Raw genomic sequence first — 22,509 nt, 5'->3', positions numbered from 1 at the left:
ACCGGCGTTGAAGCCTGGATCGTGATCGCCGGCTGACGGCTCGTGCGCCGGTCAGAAAAACCGCTCGTACGGCGCGCGGTTGCCGTCCCGCGGTACGTGAATCATCGTGGACCGGTAGCGGTCGTCGCCATCGAATTCCACCCATATGCTCGGGCCGCCGCCATATTCGCTGCCGTAGAACAGCGTGGAGCCGACTTTCCGAAAAAGCCGCGTGTCCTCGTCGTAGTCGGCCTCGGGCCCGAACCGGGAGCGAAAGCTCGACACCGTGCCGCCGGAGTTGCCGAAAGCCGCCATCGCAGCAGCGATCTCGTCGTCGACTTCACCCGGCCCGATCACGCCGTCCACCAGTGCGTTTTCGATCACAGGCGGGCGAGCGTCTTCGGTGCCGGTGGAAGACGCGGGATTGCCGCTGGCCTGTTCTGGCGCAGCCAGCGGCTCTGCGGACGAAGCGACCGCGGATTGCCTGCCGCGAGTTTCGGAAGCTGCTCCGGTAGAGCGGTGTTTCTTCAGCCCTTCGCTGGTATACACGGCCAGCACCGGGCTGCTTTCGCTCCAGGCCGCGTAGTCGCCCGGCACGACTACTGCTGTCCAGGGCTGGTCGAGGCCCGTTTCGCCGTACCACAGCAGTTCGGAGGTCCGCTGCCCGTCGTTCGCTTGGGTGGCGTAGGCCATCGCCGGGCCGTACATCGCGACCACTTCGCCGAGCGTCGTCTCGCCGGGCTTGATGCTTTCAACGAATTCAGAGCGCGCCGCCGACGTCCAGACCGGAGAATTATCAGCGCTCAACCAGTTCGGCGGGTCGAGATAGGGTGAGCTGGCGCACCCCGAAAGCAGGCCCACACCCGCCACAATGCCGAAAAGTGCGTGTCGAAAATTCATCGTCACCCCCCACTCAACACGAATAACATCGACTGCCCCGTAACGAGCGTATCCCGAATACGGGTTCGTTTGAATTCCTGTTGACGGCACGGCGCTCGATCCACCCGGGTCACGCGTGCCTGCTTCGGTACGGTAGATTTGCCGTGTGTTTTGAATAACAGGCGTCGATTACCGCAATTCCGGTGTCGCCTCGATAATCAGTCCCGAATCGCCAGACACGGCCAAGGTAGAAACGCATGATGTTTCGTACGACCATCCTCATCGCTGCGTTGCTGGCTGCGGCCGGCACCGCCAGCGCCGCCCAGTCATCGCCCACAGCGGCACCGTCTGCCGCTCCGGCGAACACCGCCGCGGCAATTACCGTCGACGGCGTTTCCGAAACCGATGGCGCCTCCGGCGTGCCTGTCGACGCCGCCCGAGCCACGTCCAACCGGACGCATACAGACGACAACTATTACGCCAAGGATCCTGCCGCCGAGAACGAGGTGGGCGGAAACCGCACGGGCGCGGTCGACGACGATCTCGACATCGAACGCGATGACGAACGTGATTCCGACTTGAACCGTACCGGCGGCGCCGACGATGATCACAGCACCAAACGCACCCACGGGGATGGAGACACGACGCGTTGAAGCGGAGCCGGTACTGCCGAACGGCTAAGTACCTTTTCATAGCCGTTCTTTCAGGGGTGGGTTCGTTGGATTGAATCGTCGGCAATCGTCATGGCGGGCGTCGATATCCGCTGCCGAATCCAAGGCCGTATTCGATGCCGGCGGCAATGGGCCTGCGCCGCAGGTCGACGCAAACCTACGCGCCGTCTCGGAACGAATAGGCTCTCGCGATTCGGGTTAAGTCCCGTGAACGCTACCTCTTGTATTGCGCCCGAGGGCGAATCTCTGCTAACAAACTGTAAATAGTGCGTCGCACATGACCTCATCTGGTTATTTTCGGCGACAACAGAACAATAAATAGCGTCTAAAGGCGCGTGTAATGAGGGGAAGTTGCGATGTCTATCCTGAAGGATTGCGCGCGTCATGCGCGCTTGACCGGTTGTGCCTTGCTCGTGGCGGCGCTTGGGGCATGCGGCGGAAGTGGCGGCGGTGATGACGACGTCGGCTCGGGGAATCCGCAAGCCACGCCGCCGGATCCGAGCGCGGTGGATCTGACCAACGCAGACCGCTGCAGTATTGTCGATAGCAACTATTGCCTTTTCCCCTGGCCGAGCGATTATTACACCCGTGAGGATTCGACCACGCCTACAGGGCGACGCGTTGCGATAGCCCAGGCCTCGCTGCCGACCAATCAGCAGGGGCAACCGATTGATCCGGCCGAGTGGAATCGTAACGACGGATTCTCCCCGAACCAGACACTGATGACGCGCGTGCCGGGTCTGGATCTGGCACGGACCGGCGCGGTCCGTATCACCGATTTGTCCGATTCGCTCGATGCCGATGCGCCGGTCATGCTGCTGGACGCGATGACGGGGGAACGTCAACTCATCTGGGCGGAATTGGACGCCAGCGTTGAAAACGACGCCGACCGTGCGCTGTTGATTCGCCCGGCGCGCCAGCTGGCCGAGGGCCGGCGCTATATTGCAGTGCTGCGCGACCTGCGCAACGCTGACGGCGAACGGCTCCTGGCGAGCGATGCGTTTCGTATCTATCGGGATGCCGTCCCCACTGACCGTGACGGTATCGAGGACCGCCGCCCTGAAATGGACGCGCTGTTCGAGACGCTCGAAGGCCACGGCGTTGCCCGCGACAATCTTTATCTCGCGTGGTCATTTACCACGGCCAGCCGCGAAACCAATACCGAGCGCTTGCTGCATATCCGCGACAGCGCCGCCGCATCGCTCGGGGGTCAAACACCCGCTTTTCAGGTTCTGGAAACAGAGGATTATCAGAACAGCGATTCCAGCGCCGACGGCTTCGATACCGAAATTGCCCGGGTGGTGCGCGGGACCTTCACGGTGCCGAACTTTCTGAATACCGACAGTGGCGGCCCGGGCTCCGGCTTCTTCTATAGCGACACGCCTGACGACGGGTTGCCCGACCGCATGAATGCCGGCGTGAATACGCTGAGCGCGGAGTTCACCTGCCGTATTCCGTACGCTGCGCTCTCCGGCCAGACTGTCGCGAATGCTCAGGCGGCCGACGTCACACCCGCGCGACCCTCGCTCTACGGTCACGGTCTGCTGGGGAGTCGTTCGGAAGTCCGCGCGGGCAATGTCGACGATATGGCCAGCACGCACAACATGATGTTTTGTGCCACAGACTGGATCGGCTTCGCATCTGCCGACGTGCCGGTTGCCATCCAGGCGTTCCAGAACTTCTCGGCCATGCCACCGTTCTTCGATCGCACTCAGCAGGGCATTCTGAACTTTGAATTCCTCGCGCGCGCGCTCGATGCGAACGACGGCTTCGCAAGCAATTCGGCATTTCAGGTCGACGGGGTCTCCGTCTTCGACAACAGCGAAGTCTTCTACGACGGCAACAGCCAGGGCGGTATTCTCGGCGGTGCCTTCATGGGCATCACGCAGATCGTCAAACGCGGCGTGCTCGGCGTGCCCGGCATGAACTACAGCCTGCTATTGCGCCGTAGCGTTGATTTCGCGCCTTTCGACGCCTACTTCAGCGGCGTGGCCCCGGGCGGCGACGGCCTGCCGGCTGCGACCGGCGGTTATACCAATGGTCTTGATCGCACCTTCCTGCTGTCCTTCCTGCAGATGCTCTGGGATCGGGCGGAAACCAGCGGGTACGCGGCGCATATCGTCGACGACACACTACCGAATACGCCCTCGCACGAGGTCTTGCTGCATGTCGCGTTTGGCGATCACCAGGTCAGCATGTGGTCGGCCGAACTCATGGCGCGCACCATCGGCGCGCGTCTGCGAACCCCGGCGCTTGTTCCGGGTCGGCACCCCGACAGCAATCCGTTCGTCGAACTGCCTGCGATCGAGAACCCACAGAACTACGACGGCTCTGCGATCGTCTATTGGGACAATGGCCCCGTACGCTTGAACGATACGGGCGATGTCGTCGGGGGGACCGCGCCGCCACCGATCACCAACACGCCGCCTTTCGAGCCCGAGTTCGGTGAAGACCCGCACGCGCTGCCCCGCGCCGATGACAACGCACAGCAGCAAAAGTCGGACTTCCTGAAAACCGATGGGACGTTCAACGACACTTGCGCAGACGCGCCCTGCACCGTCGACGGCTACACGCCGTAGCGCCGGCTCCGGTTCGTCCGGCAAAGTAACAAGCCCGGTGGAGATCCACCGGGCTTGCTCTATTTCAGAGATTTCAAAAGCACACCGACCAGTCAAACAGTACCCGCGGGAAAGGCCACCATTTGTACGGCCTCGCGCAGCCCGCTCTGGTATCAGGCTAGCCTTTCGTGGTCTTTCGACGGGCCCGCGTCTCAACGCGCGGTTGCTGCATCGATTAGGCGCCTCGGATATGGGCATTCAGGGTGGAACCGCGGTAGTGCGAGGGCCGCGCACGACAAAGACTCCGTACAAATGCTGAGCGTTGACTGCGCTGAGTATTCCAGTCCTGCGTGCAACGCGATGCCAGAACCCCAACAGGGCCGCTCGACGCATTACCATGCGGTAATGCAAATCACGGGATGTTCACTCTGCGCCAAGGCGACAAGTCCACGCCTCGTGCGGCAGCTTCTATTCTGGGGCTTGCTCATCTGGTGCGGCGTCAGCAGCGCCGCGTTCGACGAGCGCACGCGGGCCGATATCGCCGAGCGCGCCGGTGAACTGGCCCGCACGCATACGCTGCTCGTTGCCGTCGAAGGCGAAACCGTTATCGAACGCGGGTATCGCGACTATCGCACTGATGAGACGGTCAATATCAAATCGCTGTCCAAGACCTGGATCGCGACGCTTGTCGGGGCGGCCATCGACCGCGGCGTCATCGAAAGCGTCGACCAGCCGGTCACCGAATTGCTGGCCGACCGCGTGCCGGCGAACGTCGATCCGCGTGTACGCGAGATCACCGTCGGCCAACTGCTGTCGATGCAGTCCGGGTTGGAGCGCACGTCGGGTGGCAACTACGGTGCCTGGGTGGCCAGCGACAACTGGGTTGCGGATGCCTTGCGGCGCCCGTTCGTAGGCGAGCCGGGCGGGCGCATGCTCTATTCGACGGGCAACAGCCATCTGCTCTCGGCCGCACTCACGCAGACCACAGGTCGCAGCACGCTCGCGCTCATGCGGGACTGGCTCGGCGAGCCGCTGGGTATCGATATCCCGCCGTGGACCCGTGATCCACAAGGCATCTATTTCGGTGGAAACGAAATGGGGCTGGCGCCCACTGCGCTGCTGGCGTTCGCTGAAATGATTCGCCGTGGCGGTCGGGTCGACGGCGAGCAGGTGATAACCGAAGACTGGATAGAAGCCAGCTGGCAGCACCGCACGAATTCCGTCTATACCGGCCACGCCTACGGCTATGGGTGGTTCACGACCGAACTGGCGGGCGTCACCGCTCACTACGGCCGCGGATACGGCGGCCAGTTGCTGTTCGTCGTGCCTGACAAGGATCTGAGCGTGGTCATCACCTCTGACCCGACGCCGCCTTCAAGCGGCAGCTATTTCCAGCAGCAGGCGGCGATTGTCGAAAAGATTATCAGAGCGATTTAAGGCAGACGATCCGCGATACGAACGTGCGATGGCTCGGACGTCGGATCAATGAATGGGAGCGGCCAGCTTGGACTGTGGATGCTAAACGCAAGATTGGGCCGCAAATTCGCAGCAATGCCGGTGCAACGGTGTGGCGAACGGGGCAATGCTGCATGCCTCACGAAACGACCGGGCATGGCGTGCGTACGCGGCCCGTATTCTCGACCTTCGGTATCGTGGTTCCAGCGATGCGTTCGGGGTCTTGCGAACCTGAATAGCCTTGCAGAAAAGGATAGTTCGAATACAGACCGCATCGACGTCGCGGGTGCGAGGGCTGATTGATGACAACCGTAAGCCGTATTCTCGCCAGCTTCGCAGGCTGTGGCGTCGTACTGATCGCATCATTGTCGTCCGCCGGGGCTGCTGACGCGTCGGAAACCGAGCTATGGCAAGCAGTGGCGAGTGGTCGGGCCGTGGCGCTGCTGCGCCATGCGAGCGCGCCGGGCTTTAGCGACCCGCCGAACTTCGACCTAAACGATTGCTCTACCCAACGAAACCTGTCGGAAGCAGGGCGTGCAGAAGCCGCGCGGATTGGCGATGCCTTTAGAGCGAATGGCATCGAACAGGCCGTCGTGCTGTCCAGCCAGTGGTGCCGCGCACTGGATACGGCCCGTTTACTGGATCTGGGCGAGGTCACGCCAACACCGGCGCTGAACTCGTTCTTCGAGGATCGGAGCTCGCGCGCAACGCAAACAAGGGCGGTGCAGCAGTTGATACAGGACGGTGCCGGCAAGCGGCCGCGCGTATTTGTAACGCATCAGGTGAATATCACGGCCTTGTCCGGGCAGTCGTCCGCGTCGGGAGAGTTGATCGTCGTTCGGCCGGGGACTGGTGTGATGCAGACGCTTGGGCGGATCGCTCCGCCGGATTGACGGCTGCGAAGAAATGGCGATCAGTCGGACGGGCTATCGGAACCTGCGGTTTCAGCCCGGCCATTTCTCACGATGCGGGTCGGGAACGGTGCTGTACATGAGCGTGCGACCCATTGGTCTCGGAGACGCACGCAAGCGCCCGGCGGCCGGGACTTTCCTGTCGCTGGTTCACGAAAAACCACGGCCTTTTCCGGATACTCGGCCGCGGCGCGAGATGGCACGGTGACGCTTTATTCAATCGGAGCGACCCCATGTCCCGTCCCGATCACGCGAGCGCAGCAGAAATTCAGAAGTATCTGGCTGGAATGGACTATCCCGCCTCGAAAGCACAGCTCGCCGAGCATGCCGAACAACAAGGCGCCTCGCTGGGCGTACGAACCGTAATCGAAGCGCTGCCGGACGGCGAATATAGCGACGCCGCGGCGGTCAGTCGCGCGGTTGGGGCAGTCGAATAACCCAGTTGGAGGCTGAATCTGGCGATCCTCCCCATGGCCGGGGCGGCCTCACGCATGCACGCGGCCGCCTCGGCGAGCCAACGTGGTGTCGTACATTCCGCCGCGAACACGCGACGCCTTGTGACCTGTGGTGTGTTTGACCGCAAGATGCTTGGTGTGGCGTTCGACCAATCCGAAACTGCCGATACTGACTTCAATTCAACTCGATTCCGTTGCCGAACCGAGGGTCCTTGGAGCCGCGGCCACGGAAACGCCGTGCAATTCGACGCTAGAGAAAAGCTATAACAATGAACGACTCGCTGATCCTCCATCACTACGACGGCTCGCCCTACGCCGAGAAGATTCGACTCATGTTCGGGCTGACCGACGCGCAATGGTATTCCGTGCTGTGTCCGGTGCAGCCACCGCGGCCCAGTCTCGACCCGCTCACGGGCGGCTACCGCCGTATTCCCGTCGCCCAGGTTGGCGCAGACGTGTTCTGCGATACGGCCCTCATCGCACGCGAACTGGCGACGCGGCTGAGTTGTGCCGCGCTGGATCCCACGCAGGTCGACGCCCGCGCCGCGGCGCTCATGGCTCAGGCCGAAAACAAGGCCTTCTTCGCCGCAATCGGCGCAGTGCCGCCGCTGCGTCTGCTCGGCACGATGCTCCGACTGTTCGGCCCGATTGGCGCGGTGCGATTCATCAAGGACCGGGCCAGCCTGATGAAGGGCGCCACGGTACGCGCACCGCAAGGCGATAAAGCCAAGGCCGTGATCAACGCGCTGCTCGCCGATCTGGAAGCACGGCTGGAAGATCGGCCGTGGATCGGCGGCGAGGCGGCCACGGTCGCCGATTTCGCGACGTTTCACCCGCTCTGGCTCCACGTCAGCTGCGATCGCCGCCCGCTCGAAGCCGGGCCGAACGTCAAGGACTGGTACGAGCGCGTCAGCCAGATCGGCCACGGCCATCGCGAGGAGATGACGCAGGAGAAGGCGTTCGCTGCAGCGCGCGACGCAGAACCCAGGCCTGTTCCGGAGAGCGTGGTGGATACGCCGCTAGCCCTGGGTACGACAGTCGAAGTCGCACCGTCGGACTACGGCAAGGTGCCGGTCTCCGGAACGCTGGCTGCCTTCACGCAGGATCGCATCGTCATCGCACGGGATACCCAGAAATTAGGGGTGCTGCACGTGCATTTCCCGCGTGATGGGTATTCGTTGACGTCAGCGTAGAAGGTCGCTGCGGGTCAGCTACGCCCCACGTGAATCGAGAGGCGCAGTGCAGAATCCAAGGCCTGATACCAATATCCCGTGACCCCAGTGTCTCGGGTAGCGAAGTCAGAATCGGAGTGCATTCATGCCATATGTTTTATGGACGTTCCTGAGCGCATTGGTGCTGATTCATGTTTACCTCCAGGTCGCGGTCACATTTCTGATTTTGACGGACCACGAGGCCAAATTACGTCGAGTGTCGCAAGTCGCCGTTGTCTGGCTTGTGCCTATCTTCGGCGCGTTGTTGCTCGGTTACTTTAAGGCCGAAGAATATAACGCCCGCGCTCGGCGGCCACCGCTTGCTTTAGTGCCTATGCTGTGGCTGGCGGGTGGGCCAAAAACGCCATCCGGTTCCAACGGTCGCTACGCGGGTACTACAGCGGACGCCGCCGGCGGTGACATTGCCGGAGGGGATTAGGCGCAGTTGAGTTGATCGGCCGGAGCAGCAAGGGCACGTATACGAGTTACTTGTCTTTCCCCGAATTTCGCGATGTGCTCCGCACTCAAGCTCGGCGAGCCGTGTGCACATGCAAGACCTGATGCGAATGTGTCGCATGCATCCAGTTGGTTCGTTTTCCCGTTATGTGGAATCAGGACACTGCCACTGACCGGCCAGCCGCTTGTGCCGACTGCGCTCGACGGCCGGATTCCGGCTTCTCTTTATTAATCGACAGTGTGTCGACATCGAACGCTGTATCGGCCGGTCCAAGAGCCGGGTCAAACTCATTTCAATCACACTCAAAGGATTACAGGACTATGTCCAGCCCCGAACACAAGAAGAAGATCTGGAACCTGATCAAGGACATCCAGGTCGGCATGCTCGTCACGCAAGACGGCAACGTACCGCGCGCACGCCCCATGCATCTCGTCCAGGGGGAATACGATGGGACGATATGGTTCTACACCCGTCGCAGCACGGAAAAAGTGCTCGAGGCCCAGCAGGGCGATAGCGAAGTCTGCCTGACGTTCTCAGACCAGGAGGAGGGCGTTTACGTCTCCATGTCGGGCAAGGCGCGTATTACAGACGACCAGACCATCATTGACAAATACTGGAATCCGGGCGTCGCCGCCTGGCTGCCCGAAAAGGAAGACCCGGACGTCGTCATGCTCGAAATCGATATCGAGATGGGCGAGCACTGGGCGGCCAAGGAAAGCAAGGTCTTTCAGCTTTATGAAATGGCTAAGGCCAACATCAAAAGCGACAAAACCCCGAACATCGGCGAGAACGAGAAATTCGGCGGCTGATTAGCCACGTTGGCAGCACGGATTCAACGCCCAGTTCGCTGGGCGTTTTTTTGTCCGGAGCATTCGCGATGATTCACGGCGTCAGGCGACATAGCGCCGGGTCGGCCGGCGTAGGCTGGCGATGAATCGATTGAAAGGTGCCTGAAGCTGGGGCTGCGACGGTCAGAATGTGGCAATGCAAGACCTGACCCCAATTTTCCCCTAAGGTGTCGGTCGACAGCGAGACGGGCTATGGGTCGCTTGGAAGGTGCTTGAAACCGTGGTCTGTCCCCGATTGTTCGATTGTTCCTGATGCCTCGCTAGACCCCAATCTCTTCGGTGTCGCACCTATACACAGCGTTGTCTCGGTAGATAAGGCAAGACCTAATCCAAATGTCAGATGAGCCACACGCTATAAAGCCATTTCGGAGTCCAAAGACTCAAGATCTTTAAGTCTAGCGGTGCCAATGCCAGGAGATCCTACTTCGAGGGAAGCCAATTTTTCCGCGACAAGGTGTTTCAACGAAATTATGGGAATGTAGCTAGATGCATTCTCATCCTCCCATACATGCGTCATACCATACAGGCTCCTAAAATCTCGCCGCTCCCCGTACGTATACTGAATATGTCCGCGCGGCACATTGATATCGGGCAGGTTCCAGCATATCAAGAGTTTTATGTCTTTAGGTGCTTTTATCTTGTTTTCAAAATCTTCGAGCAGACTGTCGAATTGAAGCTTAAACTCCACCACCTGATAATCGCCGGATGAACCCCATTCCTCAGATCTGACTGATAGGGGATCGTCAATCTTTTGGAATGATGGGTCGTCACGATTTATGTGAATAAGTCCATCGTATCGATTGAACCCGGACAGCGCTTGGATTCGGTAGCCTTTGATGACTTGAGCTTCAATCAACGCTGAAAATAGAGCTATCACGTCGTTTTCCGAGTTAGGGTCTACTTCTAATGCCGCTGGCTTCGCCAGAGTTTTGTAGAACACTCGTATCAATGAATCGGAAGTTCTGTCTTTTGTTTGCTGGCGCCACGAATCTAGGTCGTATGATGGATCCGAGAGTTCTTTTTTCTTAAGTGCCCATCGATATTCAGCCAAGACCGTCATAGCACGGCGCGCGATTTTTCTAATAACTTCTGTTACAGCCTCGCTAGATGCGATTTTTCTGCCGACGTCCAACTCAAGCCTTTTGAACGCCACTACTGCGTGGGCTTGGCGGTTAAGACCTGTATTGCTTGTAAGATCGAAGTCGAGCATCCGACCTTGCGCTACTCCGTCACTGCCGATCCTAATTCCGTACTTAAATACTTGGGCGCGAGTTCCGACTCGTTTGTGAATTTCTTTGAGAATATCTGTGGAGTAAGCAAAAAAGACGGTGATGAACTGGAAGTGCTGGTCGAATATAAGACGCTCGTCTTCTGTGAAGTCGTGGTGTATAGACAGTTCCTTTTCGACATCGCTACCGTGCCAAACTAACCTCAGCGCTTGATGGCGACCTTTATTACGCCAGACGCGCTGAGCTTCCGGCATCGAATCAATAGTCTGTACATCGGTTGCGATTTTCAGTATTCGGGAAGGGTAGGGGTAACCAAGCGTCCTGGCTGCTAGATCGTAATCAACAATTGTCCAATCGGAGCGATAAAGATCAGTTCCGTCATCGAGTGCGATTCCGACTTTGACTGGCGAATTATCGTCGCTAGGGGGCTCGATCTGGCCAATGGGTGTTTTAAAGCAGAAAAACGTAGCCCACCGCTCAAGCTCGCGTTGAGGGTTGTCGCTATCTTTCAGCACTATGTGCGATAGAGTGGCTGGCTTTAATCCGGGATGGAACTCGTAATAGACGGCTGTGCCGCGCTTCGCGGGCAAAAATTCATGAAGCCTATGTGGGAGGTCAAGCTTTTCAAAGACCTGAGGGTTAGGTGCAGATTCTCCCGTAATCCAGTCATATGCGCCGCGTATTTCGGCTTCAGTTCGCAAGCCATCATCGTCTATTGTTACGACACCAAAGCGATTAGAAGCGGCAGCGAAAAACGAAGCGCCAACGCCTTTGTGACCCACCGTCGAACCTAATTTTTTGTTAGCGCTAAAGCCTGGGACAGTAAACTGCCGGGCAACCGAAGGCGGCATCCCAGTGCCATTTTCGCTTACGAGGAGATAGTGGCGGTCACCGGTCGCCCGTTTTCCGATAACGATCGTAATTTCGGGGGTTTCGTTGGGACCGTAAAGCCCCTCGTCGTATGCTCGAACAACTGCGTCGTAAGCGTTCTGAATTACCTCAGTAAATATGTCCGCCTCGTCGCCATAGGACGTGAGTAGATTCTTAAGCTCACGCTTACGTAAGGCTTTAATATCGTCTTCAGAGCTGCTGATTTGAAAGCCGAAGAGGTTAAAACTATCAGTCATAATAAGTGTACGTTCGAGTTCTTATTAAATGGTTCCAGGTCGTGAATTCGGTTTTATAGAAGCTCATCGGTGTCGAGGCCCGCATTATGCATCCTTAAATGCGTTCAGGTCTTGCATCGTAGATCCCCGCGCCAACGATTAGGTCGATTGGATTTGTGGCTGAAATTCGGTTAGCTAACCCACAGACTCGACTGACTCGACGCCCAATCGTTCGAACCAAAATGTTCGGCTCAGCAAAAATAGCCAACCGCTCCCGCCCCCGCGTCAACCCCGTATAAAACAACTCTCGAGTCAAAACCGGCACGTCATACTCCGGCAGCACGAGCGTCACCAAATCAAACTCGGACCCCTGACTCTTGTGAATCGTCATCGCATACACGGTGTCGTGCGTGGGTAGTGCGCTGGGCAGGAATGCGCGCAAGCCGTTGTCCCCCTCGAACCAGACACGGAGCTGTCCGGACTCGTTGTAGAGTGCAACACCCACGTCACCGTTAAAAAGGCCTGTGCGGTAGTCATTTCGTCTAACCATGACCGGGCGGCCGTGATACCAGGCGGTGGCGGGGTTGAAGTCGAAGCGGCGGGCCAGGCGTTCGGTGATGCCGGCATTGAGGGTTTCGCTGCCGGCCGGGCCCTGGCGTACGGCGGTGAGTACGCATTGCTTGCCGAGCTGGGCGAGGGCGGTCGTTGGATCACTGGCCTCGCAGAGCGCTGCGTAATCCTCCGCCAGTTGATCCATGAGTTTGTTGAGCGCGGCGGCGTTCGATTGGTCGTGATAAACGAGATCGTCGTGATCGGCATCGAGCAGCGTCTGCACGGCCTCGACATCGCCGGCGTTCACCGCGGCGGCCAGTTGGCCGATGGTGCTGTTGGCGTTGAAGCGGCGGCTGGTTTGCAGCGTCACGACATGATCGGCCAGCGGGTGCGTCGCTGACTCGGGCGCTTCGCTTAACAGGTCGCCCGCGGCGGCCTGCTGATCTGTGGTGAAGCGGTTCACGCCGGCATTGGCACAGATCTCGGCCAGCACGGAGCCGGACTCGACCGAGGCGAGCTGGTAGCGGTCGCCGAGCAGGATGAGTCGGGCGTCGTTGCGGATGGCGTCGGCCAGTTTGGCCATCATCGGCAGATCGACCATCGAGGCTTCGTCGACGATCACCACATCGTAGGGCAACGGGTTGTCGGCGTTGAAACGCGGCCGCGTGGTGGCGCCGCCCAGGCCGAGCAGGCGATGCAGGGTGCGGGCGTTCTGCGGGATGTGTTCTTCAATGCGTTGCTTGTCGAAGGTCGCGTCCGCGCTCATGTCGTCGAGGCCCTTGCGGACGGATTCGACCATGCGCGCGGCCGCTTTGCCGGTGGGCGCGGCCAGCGCCACGAGCGGCGGCGTTTTGTCCTGGTCGAGCGCGGCTTCGACTAGCACGCGCAGCAGCCGCACGATGGTGTAGGTCTTGCCAGTGCCCGGTCCACCAGAAATCACAGTAAAGCAATGCCGTAGGGCGGCAAAGGCAGCCACGGCCTGCCAGTTGGTGGCGTTCGGGTTCGCAGCATCCGTAGCGAATAGGCCGTTGCCGGGTTTGAGCGCGTCGACGTTCACTGGATTCGGCTCGGCGGCCATAAGCGTGCGCAGGCGTTCGGCGAGCCGGGTTTCGTAGGCGTGGTAACGCTGCAGGTAGAGGCGGCCGGCTTCGAGAATCAGCGGACGGGTGGTCGTTTCGGATTCCGTCTTGTCGGCATTGAGCACGGTGACGAGATCGCTGGCGGCGAGCGCGTCGGGCAGCGCGGCCTGATTCGCCGCGCTCATCAACGCGGTGGGGATCTGATCCAGCGCGAGGCAGGTATGGCCCTGGGCCACCGCCCAGCTCGCGAGCGCGAAGCCGCGGGCCACGAGACGATCCGCGCCGTGGCGGCGTGCCCAGTAACCCAGCGCCAGATCCAGATCGGATAGCGCGGCGTCTTCGGCTTCGGCCGGGGAGACATCGGGTTCAGACGGAACGGCTGTCGAGGCTGCGTTTGCAGAGGGCGTGTCGAACAGGTCGTTCATACCGGTATCGCTCATGCGGCCTCCGCTTCGCGGTCGAACAGGGCATCCAGCGCTTCGACGAGTTCGAGTGGCGGCCGGTCGCTGTAGACGCCGGTTTCCGTCTCGCCGTCCATGGCCCGCACGAACAGGTACTGCACACCGCCCAGGTGAGTTGCCGGATCGTAGGCGTCGCCAAGGCAGCGCCGCAGATGTCGATGCAGGGCGACGGTGTAGATGAGGTATTGCAGGTCGTAGTGGGCCTGGCCGATGGCACGTTCCAGCGCGGCTTCGCCATAAGCCGCGGGCGTGTCGCCGAGGCGGTTGGTCTTGTAGTCGAGAATGAAATAGCGGCCGTCGACTTCCACGACCAGATCGACAAAGCCCTGCATCAGCCCGTACAACGTTTGCATGGGATGGCCACCGAGCGCGGCCGGCAGGTAGCCGGCGCTGCGTAGCGTGTCCACCAGCACACCGAGGCGATTGCCGCGCAGGCGCAGCATGAAGCCCATTTCGGCCAGCGTGTGTTCGGCTTCCAGCGCGGCCAGCGGGCCGATTTGTGGCAGGGGCGTGTGTGCCGTGCGCGCGACGAGGTCGGCGGTGTCGGCGATACGCGGGTCGGCCTTGTCTTCGGCGATCAGCGCGTACTGGCGCAGGCGTTTTTCGACGAACTGATACTGCTCCTCGGTGAGTGCTTCGCCGGGCGCCGGCCAGCGCTCACGCCGATCGTTGGCGATCCATTCCTCGAGGATGTCGTGCACGGCGGAGCCGAAGCGCACGCCGGACAACCGGGCGTCCAGGGCCGGCAGCGTGCCTTCGGCTTCGTCGCCGACGACTTCTGTAGGCGCGGCGGTGAGTTCGTCCTCGGCGCCGGGCTCGGGCAGCTCGGCCGGTTTGCTGTCGGTCGGGGCATGGGCCAGGCGCGAGAAGCTGTAGGTGGACCAGCGCGGGCGGGCCGTGGGCAGGTCGTCGCGCGCTTGCACGAGCGTGTCGGCATCGAGCGGGGCGCGGTGCGTGATGCGGGGCGGCGGTTCGGCGATGTTGATGGGCGCCACGGTGACCGCGTCCGCGTGATCGCGAGTGAGGCGATCGAGCGCGGCACTGGCCGGGCCGCCGTCGCGTTGCAGCAGGTCCGCCAACGCGCCGCTGTTGCCGTAGTCGTCCGGTTCGCGCCAGCCGACGATTACCGCCTGCTCGGCGCGGGTCAGTGCGACATAGAGCAGGCGCAGCGCTTCGGAGCGGGCTTCGGTCACGGCCTGGGCCTTGTTCGCCTCGGCCGTGCCGACGAGATCGATCCGTGCGTGGCCGGCCTTGTCGTGAAAGATCAGCGGCGGTTTGTCGGGCGCGCCGGCGGTGCCGAGCCAGAGCGCGAACGGCAGGAACACGATGGGGTACTGCAGGCCCTTGGCCGCATGCACGGTGCTGATGCGTACGAGATCCGCATCGGATTCCAGGCGCAATTGGCTTTCGTCGTCGACAGTGCTGCTCTGGCCATCGAGCGCGGCGGCGATATGGTCGTCCAGCCAACGCACGACGCTGGCCATGCCGAAGCATTCGCTCTCCGCGCCCGCGAGCAGTTCGCCGAGTTGCAGATAGTTGCTCATGCGCCGCTCGCCGTCGGTGAGGGCGAGCAGGCCGGGCGCGGCTTCCATGAACAGGCGCTCGAGCGCGGTGAGCACGCCGCGGGCCGACCAGGCTTCGTGCAGCAGTTGGAAGCGCTCGATCGCGAGCTGCATGGCATGGTCGTCGTCGGCCAGCGCGATGAGATCGCCCAGGCGTTTGCCGAGCAGCGCGGTGGGCTGGGCGGCACGCACGGCCATGGCATCGTCCGGTGCCGCCATGGCGCGCAGGATCAGCCGCAGCTCGTTGGCTTCTTCCGAGGCAAAGACGGAATCGCGATGCTGGCAGACAGCCATGATGCCGCGCTGGGCGAGTGCGGCCTGCAGCGTGGTGGCCTCGCGGTGGTTGTTGACCAGCACGGCGATGTCGCGTGCGGCGATTGGCTGCGTTGTGCCGTCTGTGGACTGCCAGTGTGCGGATTGGCCATCGAGCAGCTGGCCGATGCGGGCGATGGTTTCATTCACCAGCCGCGCGTTGTCGTCGCCCTTGGGCGGGTTCTTGCGCTTGCCGTTTTTCAGGACCTGCACGCCGCCTTGCAGTTCCCAGACCGTGAGCGCGGGGATCTCGCCGCCGCCATGATCGACCGAGTCATCGCCCGCGCCGTCGCGCATCACGATGCGCTTGTCGCCTGCTTTGCGTCCGGCTTTGACGGCAGGGAAGTCGATCTGCGGCACCACGAACGGGTCTTTGTTCGGGAGTTGATAGAGCGCTTGAATGGCTTCAAGCACGGTCGGGATCGAGCGGAAGTTCGTGGTGAGCGTGTAGCGAGCATCGCCGGCTGCACGGGCGGCGGCGAGATAGGCGTAGATGTCGCCGCCGCGAAAACCGTAGATCGCCTGTTTCGGGTCGCCGATGAGCAGCAGCGCGCCGTGCTCGCGCGGGCGATCGAGATATATGCGCCGCAGGCTGGCGTACTGCAGCGGGTCAGTGTCCTGGAATTCGTCGACCAGCGCGAACGGCCAGCGGGCGTGCAGGGCGTCGGCGAGCGCGTCGCCGGTGGCCGGCGCGGTGAGTGCGTCGTGCAGCGCGGCGATGAGATCGTCATAGCTGTACTGGCGCCGTTCGATCTTGCGCAGGGCCGCACGCGCGCGTACGGCCGCCACGGCTTTTCGTATGGCGAGCAGGCGGGCGAGCGGCTGCAGCTCGGCGAGCACGCCGAGCGCGGGCAGTTCGTCCAGCGGCGCGGCGTATTCCTGAAACTTGGCGGCTTTCTTGAACTGCGAAGAGGGCGCCGCGAGAAGCGTCAGCCACTCGGGCAATGCGGGCACGTCGCCCGCGTCGATCGCCGCGCAAATACGGGCGTCGAGCGCGTCGATCGTGGCGGCCAGATCCTCTTCTGCAGCGAGTGTTTTGTAGAGCGCTTCGCTCTTGAGGAGCGCGTCGGCTTCGAACGCTTCCGTGAGCGCCTTTGCTAGGGGTTTCGAGGTGCCGGGCCAGCTGTCAACAAGCTGTTTGTGCAGGTCGGCGATCTGCTTGTCGTCAATGCCGGCCAGCTCTACGTGCGGGCGGGCAAGTACCGGCGCGATAGTCGCGTGCAGGGCGTCCGGCGTGGGCCAGAGAGCGAGCACGTCGCCGGCGGCATCGCCGGTGCCGAAGACGTGTTCGCGCCAGTAGTCCGCGGCGGCTTCGCGAAAGATGCTGGGGTCGTCGATGGCCTCGCCGCGGTCGAACGCCAGCGCGGACTCGAACGCGTTCTCGTTGGCTGCGCGTTGGGCGAAGCCGTGAATCGTCACGATGGTGGCCTCGTCCACGCGGGCAGCGGCATCGGCCAGCCGCCGCGCGAGCGCGATCGGTTCTTCATCGCGTGTGGCGAGGATCTGCTGCGTGAACTCGTGTTCGGCGTTGCCGGCCACGGCGTGTTCCGGCGCGTACGCGATGCGCGCGGCGTCCGCCAGGCGCGCACGGATTCGCTCGCGCAGTTCCTGGGTGGCCGCGCGCGTGAACGTCATCACCAGGATGTCGCGCACGCTCGCGTTTTCCTCGACGATCAGCCGCAGATACAGGCCGGCCAGACTGAAGGTCTTGCCGGTGCCGGCACTCGCCTCGATCAGACGCAGGCCGCTCAGCGGCAGGCTCGCGGCTTCGAAGGGCTGGGGGGCGGTCATGCGGACTCCGACGTGTTCGTTTCGGGCGGGTTGTCGGCCGGTTGGATAGCGCGGTTCATCGGGCCGCTTACGGCATCGATGGCGGCGATGAACGGGCTGTTAAGCGCGTCCTCGCCTAGCGGCGCCTGCGCATCGTCCAACAGCATCACAAGATACGGGTCGCGCATGAGGTGATGGGGCTGATAAGCCTCGGGCTTGAAGCGGAAGCTCAAGTTGTCGAACGCCTTGTTCTGTTCGGGTTCGTAGCCGTCGTCGAGATCGGGGTGATAGGCCAGCGGCTGGCGCTGGCCGTCGATATAGAGCGTGACCAGATTGGCCAGTTCGGCGCGTGCCGTTTCGCGGTCGATGCGGCCGCTGTACTGGGCGAGCGACATGTCCTTGGGTTTTGCCGAGAAGCCCGCGATTTCCAGCGCCACATCGTGGCCGGCGGCGACCACGGCGAGATAGTCGATCCAGTAGCGCAGGCGAAAACGGGTCTTGAGCTTGCCGGTTCGCAAGCGCCGTAGCGCGCCCGGCCAGAGTTGGGCGACGCGGCCGGTTACGCGAACGCCGGCGATATCGTCGAGATGAATATCCACGCTCTCGGGGGCGCCGTCTTGTTTCCAGCGCTGCCAGATCGGCAGCAGTTCGTTGACGGACTCCGCCTCGGCGGCATAGTTCGGATCGGCCAGCGGCGGCGGTGGCAGCGTGCCGCGGGCCCGCTCGAGCGCGCTCGGGGCGAGTTCTATCTCGTTGTCGCCGGCGGCATCCGCTGTTTCGAACAGGCGCTGACGCAGGCCGGCCGAGCTGAGCGGATTCAGGGCGATCGGTTCGTTATCGTCGACCTGGTGATCTTCGATATCCAGATTGAGCTTCACCCGTTCGCGGAAGAACGCGCGGGGCGGGTGGTCGAAAAAGCGCTTGAGGCTGTCGAGATCGACCGCCTCGATGGTTTCGGCCGCGGGTGCCACGCTGTCGTCGAGCATGGGCGCGCGGACTGCGCGGGCGCTGACGGCCGCCTTGGTGGCATCGCGCCAATCGCCGGCGAAGGTGAATACGCGGCGGTCCGGTTCGTCCGGCGCGAAGTAACGGACCGAGAACGGCTGCATGGGCTGTTCGTGGATCAGCCGGCGACGAAAGTCCTTGCCCGACCAGTCGCGGAAATAATGACGATGGATGAATTCTAGCGTCTCGCCAACGATGGGCGACGGTGGCAGCGCCTCGCCGGTATGCACGTCCTGACCGACGTGGCTGATATAGAAGGTATCGCGCGCGGCGGTGAGCGCCTGTAGGAACAGCAGGCGGTCGTCGTCGCGGGTGTTGCGATCGCCCAGGCGCGGCGCGTTGAACATGACGTTGAACGCGCGGCCGGTGTCCTGGCGCGGGAAGGCATCGTCGTTCATGCCCAGCACGCAGACCATGCGAAACGGCACCGCACGCAACGGCACCATGCCGCAGAAGGTGATGCCGCCGGCGAGGAACGGCTGGCGTTCGCTGGCCGAGTCGAGTGCGCTGCGCAGCATGTCGCGCACGGCGGGCCATGAGAGGTGGCGGTCTTCGGCGAGCGGTGCTTCGCTGGTGCAGGTTTCCGCGGCCTCGAACTGCGCGAACACACTACGCAGCCCGTCCACGGCGCGTTGTTCGTCGGGCGCGTCCATGGCGGGTGCGATGAGCAGGTCGACCATGCGGTTGAGGCGGATCTGCCAGTCGCCCGGTGTGGCAGCTTCCGCCAAGGCGTCGGCGATCTTCGACAGCGTGTTTTCGAAGCGCCAGAGCTTGCCGAGTGCGGCGGTTATGCCGCCTTCCAGATCGGCCCAGGGCGCGACGCCGTCGGTCAGCGTTTCCTCGTCGGACTGGGCCACGCCGAGCAGCAGGCGGTCGAGGCCGAAACGCCAGCTGTTCTGTTCGAACGCCCCGGCGCCGAGCTGGGCGCGATGGGTTTTGTCGCGGCCCCAGCGTATGCCGGCCTGGCCGATCCAGTCGGTGATCGCATCCAGTTCGCCGGCCGACAGACCGAAGCGGCGCATCACGGCCGGCACGGCGAGCAGGTCGAGCAGCGCGCTGGCTTCCCAGCGCCAGAGCGGTAGATCGAGCAGGGCGGATACGCAGGTCACGATCGGGTGCGCGGCCGAGCGTGCGCGATCGGCCAGTCCGAACGGCAGATAGCGATCCGCCGGCGCGCCGCCAAATACGGCTTCGATAGCCGGGGCGTAGGCGGCGACGTCCGGCAGCATGACGATGATGTCGCGCGGCGCGAGCCGGTCTTTGGTCTCGATCTCGCCGGCCGCGACGCGTTTGTCGTCGGCTGCCAGGCGGTCGAGCAGTTGATCCTGCAGCACCTGAATCTCGCGCAGGGGGCTGTGACAGGCGTGTACTTCCAACGAGGTGTCGTCGTCGGCCATGCCCTGGATCGGATCGCTACAATCGAGCTGAATGATATCGGTCTGAATACGATGTAACAGGCTGTCGTGGCCGGGTGCGTCGTAGGCCATGAGCTCGCCCAGCTCCGGCTCGATCATGCCCGCGAACTCGTCTGAATAGAGTACCCGCAGCGTGTCGCGGGCCATGCGCCCGAGCGCGCCGAGCAGTCGGTGGCCCGTTTCCACCGCGGCTTCGCCCGGCAGCAGGGTATCGCCGTCGTCGGTGGTCGGCAGATCGAGTGCGAGCCGGCCGGTGGTCACGTCGCCCCAGTAGGCCTCGCTGGGGTTGGGCAACAGGAAATGCACGTCGATATGTTCGGCCAGCGCATAGAGCAGCCGCAGGTGATCGGGCGCGAGCGCAACGAGGCCGAAGCAATAGAGTTTGTCCGGGCAACAGGCGACGACGCGCCGTTGCAATGTCTCGTCGTCGCGCAGGCGGGTGATGAAGTCGGTGAGCACGCGAGCGCGATGGCGGCGGCCGAGTCGGCTTTCATGGGTGAGCCAGCGCCAGACCTGGGCCTGCCAGCGGCCGGGGTTGTCTGCCGGGGTTTCGCCGTCTTCCCAGCGCGCGAGCATGTCGGCGCGATAGATCAGGTACTTGTCGAAAACGTCTGCGAGTTGGCGAGCGAGCTGGTAGCGGCGTACTTCGTCGACCGGATCGCCGAGATAGTCGGCAACGGCCGGGATTTCTGTCGCCATTGCAGGCAGTGCCGCGTAGAGATGCCAGGGCAGGCAATCGGCCTCGAAGTGCTTGCCTGTCGCTACCTCCGCATCGCGCACCGTTCGCAACAGATTCCATATCCAACCGCCGGGCAGGGCGATATCCAGATTGGCGGCGATGCCTTCGCTTTCCGCGAGCTGGATCGACAGCCAGCGGCCAATGCCGGGGTTGGGGGCGAGCACGGTATCGACAGCCAGCGGCGAGACCGGACGTTCGGGCGACGGCTGGCGCAGCGCGCCGAACAGTTCGGCCAGACGGGCCAGGTCGTTGTGATGATAGAGATAGAACATGATCGCGGCGTGTCGATCGGCGTCCGAAAAAGCGAGGGCCCGAGTCTAGCGCGCATGGTGGGTCATGCGGCGACCCGGTCGACCGCTGGCGTGTTTTCTCTGCGTATCCGGTTCTCGAGGCTGGTTGTCGACAGGTAGCGCGGGAGGACGTTGAAGCGGCGTGGCTTTATGGTCGCTTCGGCGCGATGAACGAGAGCTTGGAGCGTCGGCTTGCTCGTCTGAAGGAAGCGAGCTATATTCAAAACATGACGACTGAGTCAAACGTCATGTATGGCGTCCGGCAAGAACAATAACGGCATGCGATCGCGACATGCGGTCGGAAACGGAGGGGACATGAAGAACACGACACGCGCATTGATGGCGAGCGCGCTCACGGTGATCGGCTTGCAGGCTAACGCCGCGGACGACAGCATCACCATCGCCCACGTCGCCGGCTTTACCGGCCCGCTCGAGGCCTACACCCAGCAGCTTCAGCACGGCATGGAACTGGGCTTCGAATACGCGACCGATGGCAGCAACGAGTTGCTCGGCAAGAAGATCAATCTGATTACCAAGGACACCCAGCTCAAGGCGCCGCGTGCGCGGGCACTGTTGGCCGAGGCCTATACGCAGGACGACGCGACGATCGCAGTCGGCGACGTGTCTTCCGGTGTGGCGCTGGCCATGCTGCCGGTCGCGGCCCAGTACCAAAAACTGCTCATTCCGGAAGGCGTGGCCGATTCGATTACGGGCGCGAACTACAACCGCTATGTCGTACGCGTGGGCCGCAATTCCTCGCAGGATGCGATTTCGAATGCGGCAGCGGTGGCCGACGAGGGCGTTTGCATCTCCACGCTGGCGCAGGACTATGCCTTCGGCCGTGATGGTGTCGCGGCCTATACGAAGGCGGCGAAAGCCCGCGGTGCGGAGATCGTGAAGGAGGTGTATCTGCCGGCGGAGACGACCGATTTCACGGCCGCCGCCCAGCGCCTGTTCGACACGCTCAAGGGCCGCGATGACTGTGAAGAGAAATATATCTTCACGATCTGGGCCGGCAAGGGTAACCCCATGAGCCGTATCCAGGATCTGCAGCCCGAGCGCTTCGATATCAAGCTCACCACGGGCGGCAACATCATTCCCGCGCTGGTTGCCTACAAGCAATTCCCGGGCATGGAAGGCGCGACTTACTACTATTACGAGAACCCGAATAACGACGTGAACGACTGGCTGGTCGAACAGCACCAGGCACGGTTCGACGGCCCGCCGGACTTCTTTACCGCGCAGGGCATGGCTCAGGCGATGGCGATCGTGGCCGCCATCAAGAAAGCCGGCAGCACCGATACCGAAGCGCTGATCGAGGCTTTCGAGGGTCTGGACTTCGAGTCGCCCAAGGGCACGATGCATATCCGGGCCGCCGACCATCAGGCGATGCAGCCGATGTATCACTTCAAGATCAAGGTCGAGGACGGTGTCGAATGGGCCGTGCCGGAGCTGGTGCGCGAGATTCCCGCCAGCGAGATGGAGATTCCGGTAGACAACGGCTGAACAGGTTTCGGGGGAGAAGCGGAGCCGGTCGCCTGCGGGCGGCCGGTCATCCGTCATCT

14 protein-coding genes are annotated in these 22,509 nt (G+C 62.3%); 9 read left to right on the top strand and 5 right to left on the bottom strand.

Annotated elements, in window-relative coordinates:
* Positions 1-51: 51 nt before the first annotated feature.
* Positions 52-969 carry a hypothetical protein gene (locus SADO_RS15230; protein WP_353112921.1) on the bottom strand — a complete coding sequence of 306 codons (918 nt, stop codon included), beginning with the start codon at positions 967-969 and terminating at the stop codon, positions 52-54.
* A 146-nt stretch (positions 970-1,115) separates the two neighbouring features.
* Here SADO_RS15230 and SADO_RS15225 point away from each other — a divergent pair, with 146 nt between their 5' ends.
* The 8 genes from SADO_RS15225 (at position 1,116) to SADO_RS15190 (ending at position 9,385) form a co-directional block, all read left to right on the top strand.
* The gene (locus SADO_RS15225) at positions 1,116-1,511 is read left to right on the top strand and encodes a hypothetical protein (protein WP_353112919.1); all 396 of its coding nucleotides are present in this window, start codon (positions 1,116-1,118) and stop codon (positions 1,509-1,511) included.
* A 374-nt stretch (positions 1,512-1,885) separates the two neighbouring features.
* Positions 1,886-4,108, top strand: a complete 2,223-nt coding sequence (locus SADO_RS15220; protein WP_353112917.1) for a hypothetical protein — start codon at positions 1,886-1,888, stop codon at positions 4,106-4,108.
* Positions 4,109-4,543: 435 nt separating this feature from the next.
* Positions 4,544-5,524 carry a serine hydrolase domain-containing protein gene (locus tag SADO_RS15215; protein ID WP_353112915.1) on the top strand — a complete coding sequence of 327 codons (981 nt, stop codon included), beginning with the start codon at positions 4,544-4,546 and terminating at the stop codon, positions 5,522-5,524.
* 452 nt (positions 5,525-5,976) lie between these two features.
* Positions 5,977-6,435 (top strand): histidine phosphatase family protein, encoded by a 459-nt coding sequence (locus tag SADO_RS15210; protein WP_353112913.1) that lies wholly within the window; start codon positions 5,977-5,979, stop codon positions 6,433-6,435.
* A 251-nt stretch (positions 6,436-6,686) separates the two neighbouring features.
* On the top strand, positions 6,687-6,890 hold the full coding sequence (locus tag SADO_RS15205; RefSeq protein WP_353112911.1) for a DUF2795 domain-containing protein: 204 nt from the start codon (positions 6,687-6,689) through the stop codon (positions 6,888-6,890).
* Positions 6,891-7,177: 287 nt separating this feature from the next.
* Positions 7,178-8,101 carry a glutathione S-transferase family protein gene (locus SADO_RS15200; protein WP_353112909.1) on the top strand — a complete coding sequence of 308 codons (924 nt, stop codon included), beginning with the start codon at positions 7,178-7,180 and terminating at the stop codon, positions 8,099-8,101.
* 124 nt (positions 8,102-8,225) lie between these two features.
* Positions 8,226-8,558, top strand: coding sequence for a hypothetical protein (locus tag SADO_RS15195; protein WP_353112907.1), 333 nt, complete (start codon positions 8,226-8,228; stop codon positions 8,556-8,558).
* A 338-nt stretch (positions 8,559-8,896) separates the two neighbouring features.
* Positions 8,897-9,385: a pyridoxamine 5'-phosphate oxidase family protein gene (locus tag SADO_RS15190; RefSeq protein WP_353112905.1), complete on the top strand. Its 489-nt coding sequence runs from the start codon at positions 8,897-8,899 to the stop codon at positions 9,383-9,385.
* Between the two features lie 391 nt (positions 9,386-9,776).
* Here the strand turns inward: SADO_RS15190 and SADO_RS15185 are convergent, their stop codons facing one another.
* From SADO_RS15185 to recC, 4 genes are all read right to left on the bottom strand, one after another.
* Positions 9,777-11,780 (bottom strand): ATP-binding protein, encoded by a 2,004-nt coding sequence (locus tag SADO_RS15185; protein WP_353112903.1) that lies wholly within the window; start codon positions 11,778-11,780, stop codon positions 9,777-9,779.
* A 94-nt stretch (positions 11,781-11,874) separates the two neighbouring features.
* Positions 11,875-13,830 carry an exodeoxyribonuclease V subunit alpha gene (recD, locus tag SADO_RS15180; protein ID WP_353112901.1) on the bottom strand — a complete coding sequence of 652 codons (1,956 nt, stop codon included), beginning with the start codon at positions 13,828-13,830 and terminating at the stop codon, positions 11,875-11,877.
* Entirely contained in the window at positions 13,827-17,516 is a 3,690-nt protein-coding gene (recB, locus tag SADO_RS15175) for an exodeoxyribonuclease V subunit beta (RefSeq protein WP_353112899.1), read from the bottom strand. The genes recD and recB overlap by 4 nt, the downstream gene beginning before the upstream one ends.
* Positions 17,513-20,926: an exodeoxyribonuclease V subunit gamma gene (gene recC, locus SADO_RS15170; RefSeq protein ID WP_353112897.1), complete on the bottom strand. Its 3,414-nt coding sequence runs from the start codon at positions 20,924-20,926 to the stop codon at positions 17,513-17,515. Before recC ends, recB begins: the two co-directional genes overlap by 4 nt.
* 333 nt (positions 20,927-21,259) lie before the next feature.
* Here recC and SADO_RS15165 point away from each other — a divergent pair, with 333 nt between their 5' ends.
* The gene (locus SADO_RS15165) at positions 21,260-22,450 is read left to right on the top strand and encodes a substrate-binding domain-containing protein (RefSeq protein ID WP_353112895.1); all 1,191 of its coding nucleotides are present in this window, start codon (positions 21,260-21,262) and stop codon (positions 22,448-22,450) included.
* Positions 22,451-22,509: the final 59 nt, after the last annotated feature.

It is taken from the genome of Salinisphaera dokdonensis CL-ES53 (genome assembly GCF_040361215.1).
In the GTDB taxonomy this organism is placed as follows: domain Bacteria; phylum Pseudomonadota; class Gammaproteobacteria; order Nevskiales; family Salinisphaeraceae; genus Salinisphaera; species Salinisphaera dokdonensis.
The sequence above is the reverse complement of the archived record's forward strand: the minus strand, read 5'-3'. Positions and strand labels throughout refer to the sequence as shown.

What these genes read in the sequence shown, in the direction of transcription:
- SADO_RS15225 (WP_353112919.1), top strand. Translation starts at nt 1,116, where the DNA reads ATGATGTTTCGTACGACCATCCTCATCGCTGCGTTGCTGGCTGCGGCC.
- SADO_RS15220 (WP_353112917.1), top strand. Translation starts at nt 1,886, where the DNA reads ATGTCTATCCTGAAGGATTGCGCGCGTCATGCGCGCTTGACCGGTTGT.
- SADO_RS15205 (WP_353112911.1), top strand. Translation starts at nt 6,687, where the DNA reads ATGTCCCGTCCCGATCACGCGAGCGCAGCAGAAATTCAGAAGTATCTG.
- SADO_RS15200 (WP_353112909.1), top strand. Translation starts at nt 7,178, where the DNA reads ATGAACGACTCGCTGATCCTCCATCACTACGACGGCTCGCCCTACGCC.
- SADO_RS15195 (WP_353112907.1), top strand. Translation starts at nt 8,226, where the DNA reads ATGCCATATGTTTTATGGACGTTCCTGAGCGCATTGGTGCTGATTCAT.
- SADO_RS15190 (WP_353112905.1), top strand. Translation starts at nt 8,897, where the DNA reads ATGTCCAGCCCCGAACACAAGAAGAAGATCTGGAACCTGATCAAGGAC.
- SADO_RS15185 (WP_353112903.1), bottom strand. Translation starts at nt 11,780, where the DNA reads ATGACTGATAGTTTTAACCTCTTCGGCTTTCAAATCAGCAGCTCTGAA.
- recD (WP_353112901.1), bottom strand. Translation starts at nt 13,830, where the DNA reads ATGAGCGATACCGGTATGAACGACCTGTTCGACACGCCCTCTGCAAAC.
- recB (WP_353112899.1), bottom strand. Translation starts at nt 17,516, where the DNA reads ATGACCGCCCCCCAGCCCTTCGAAGCCGCGAGCCTGCCGCTGAGCGGC.
- recC (WP_353112897.1), bottom strand. Translation starts at nt 20,926, where the DNA reads ATGTTCTATCTCTATCATCACAACGACCTGGCCCGTCTGGCCGAACTG.
- SADO_RS15165 (WP_353112895.1), top strand. Translation starts at nt 21,260, where the DNA reads ATGAAGAACACGACACGCGCATTGATGGCGAGCGCGCTCACGGTGATC.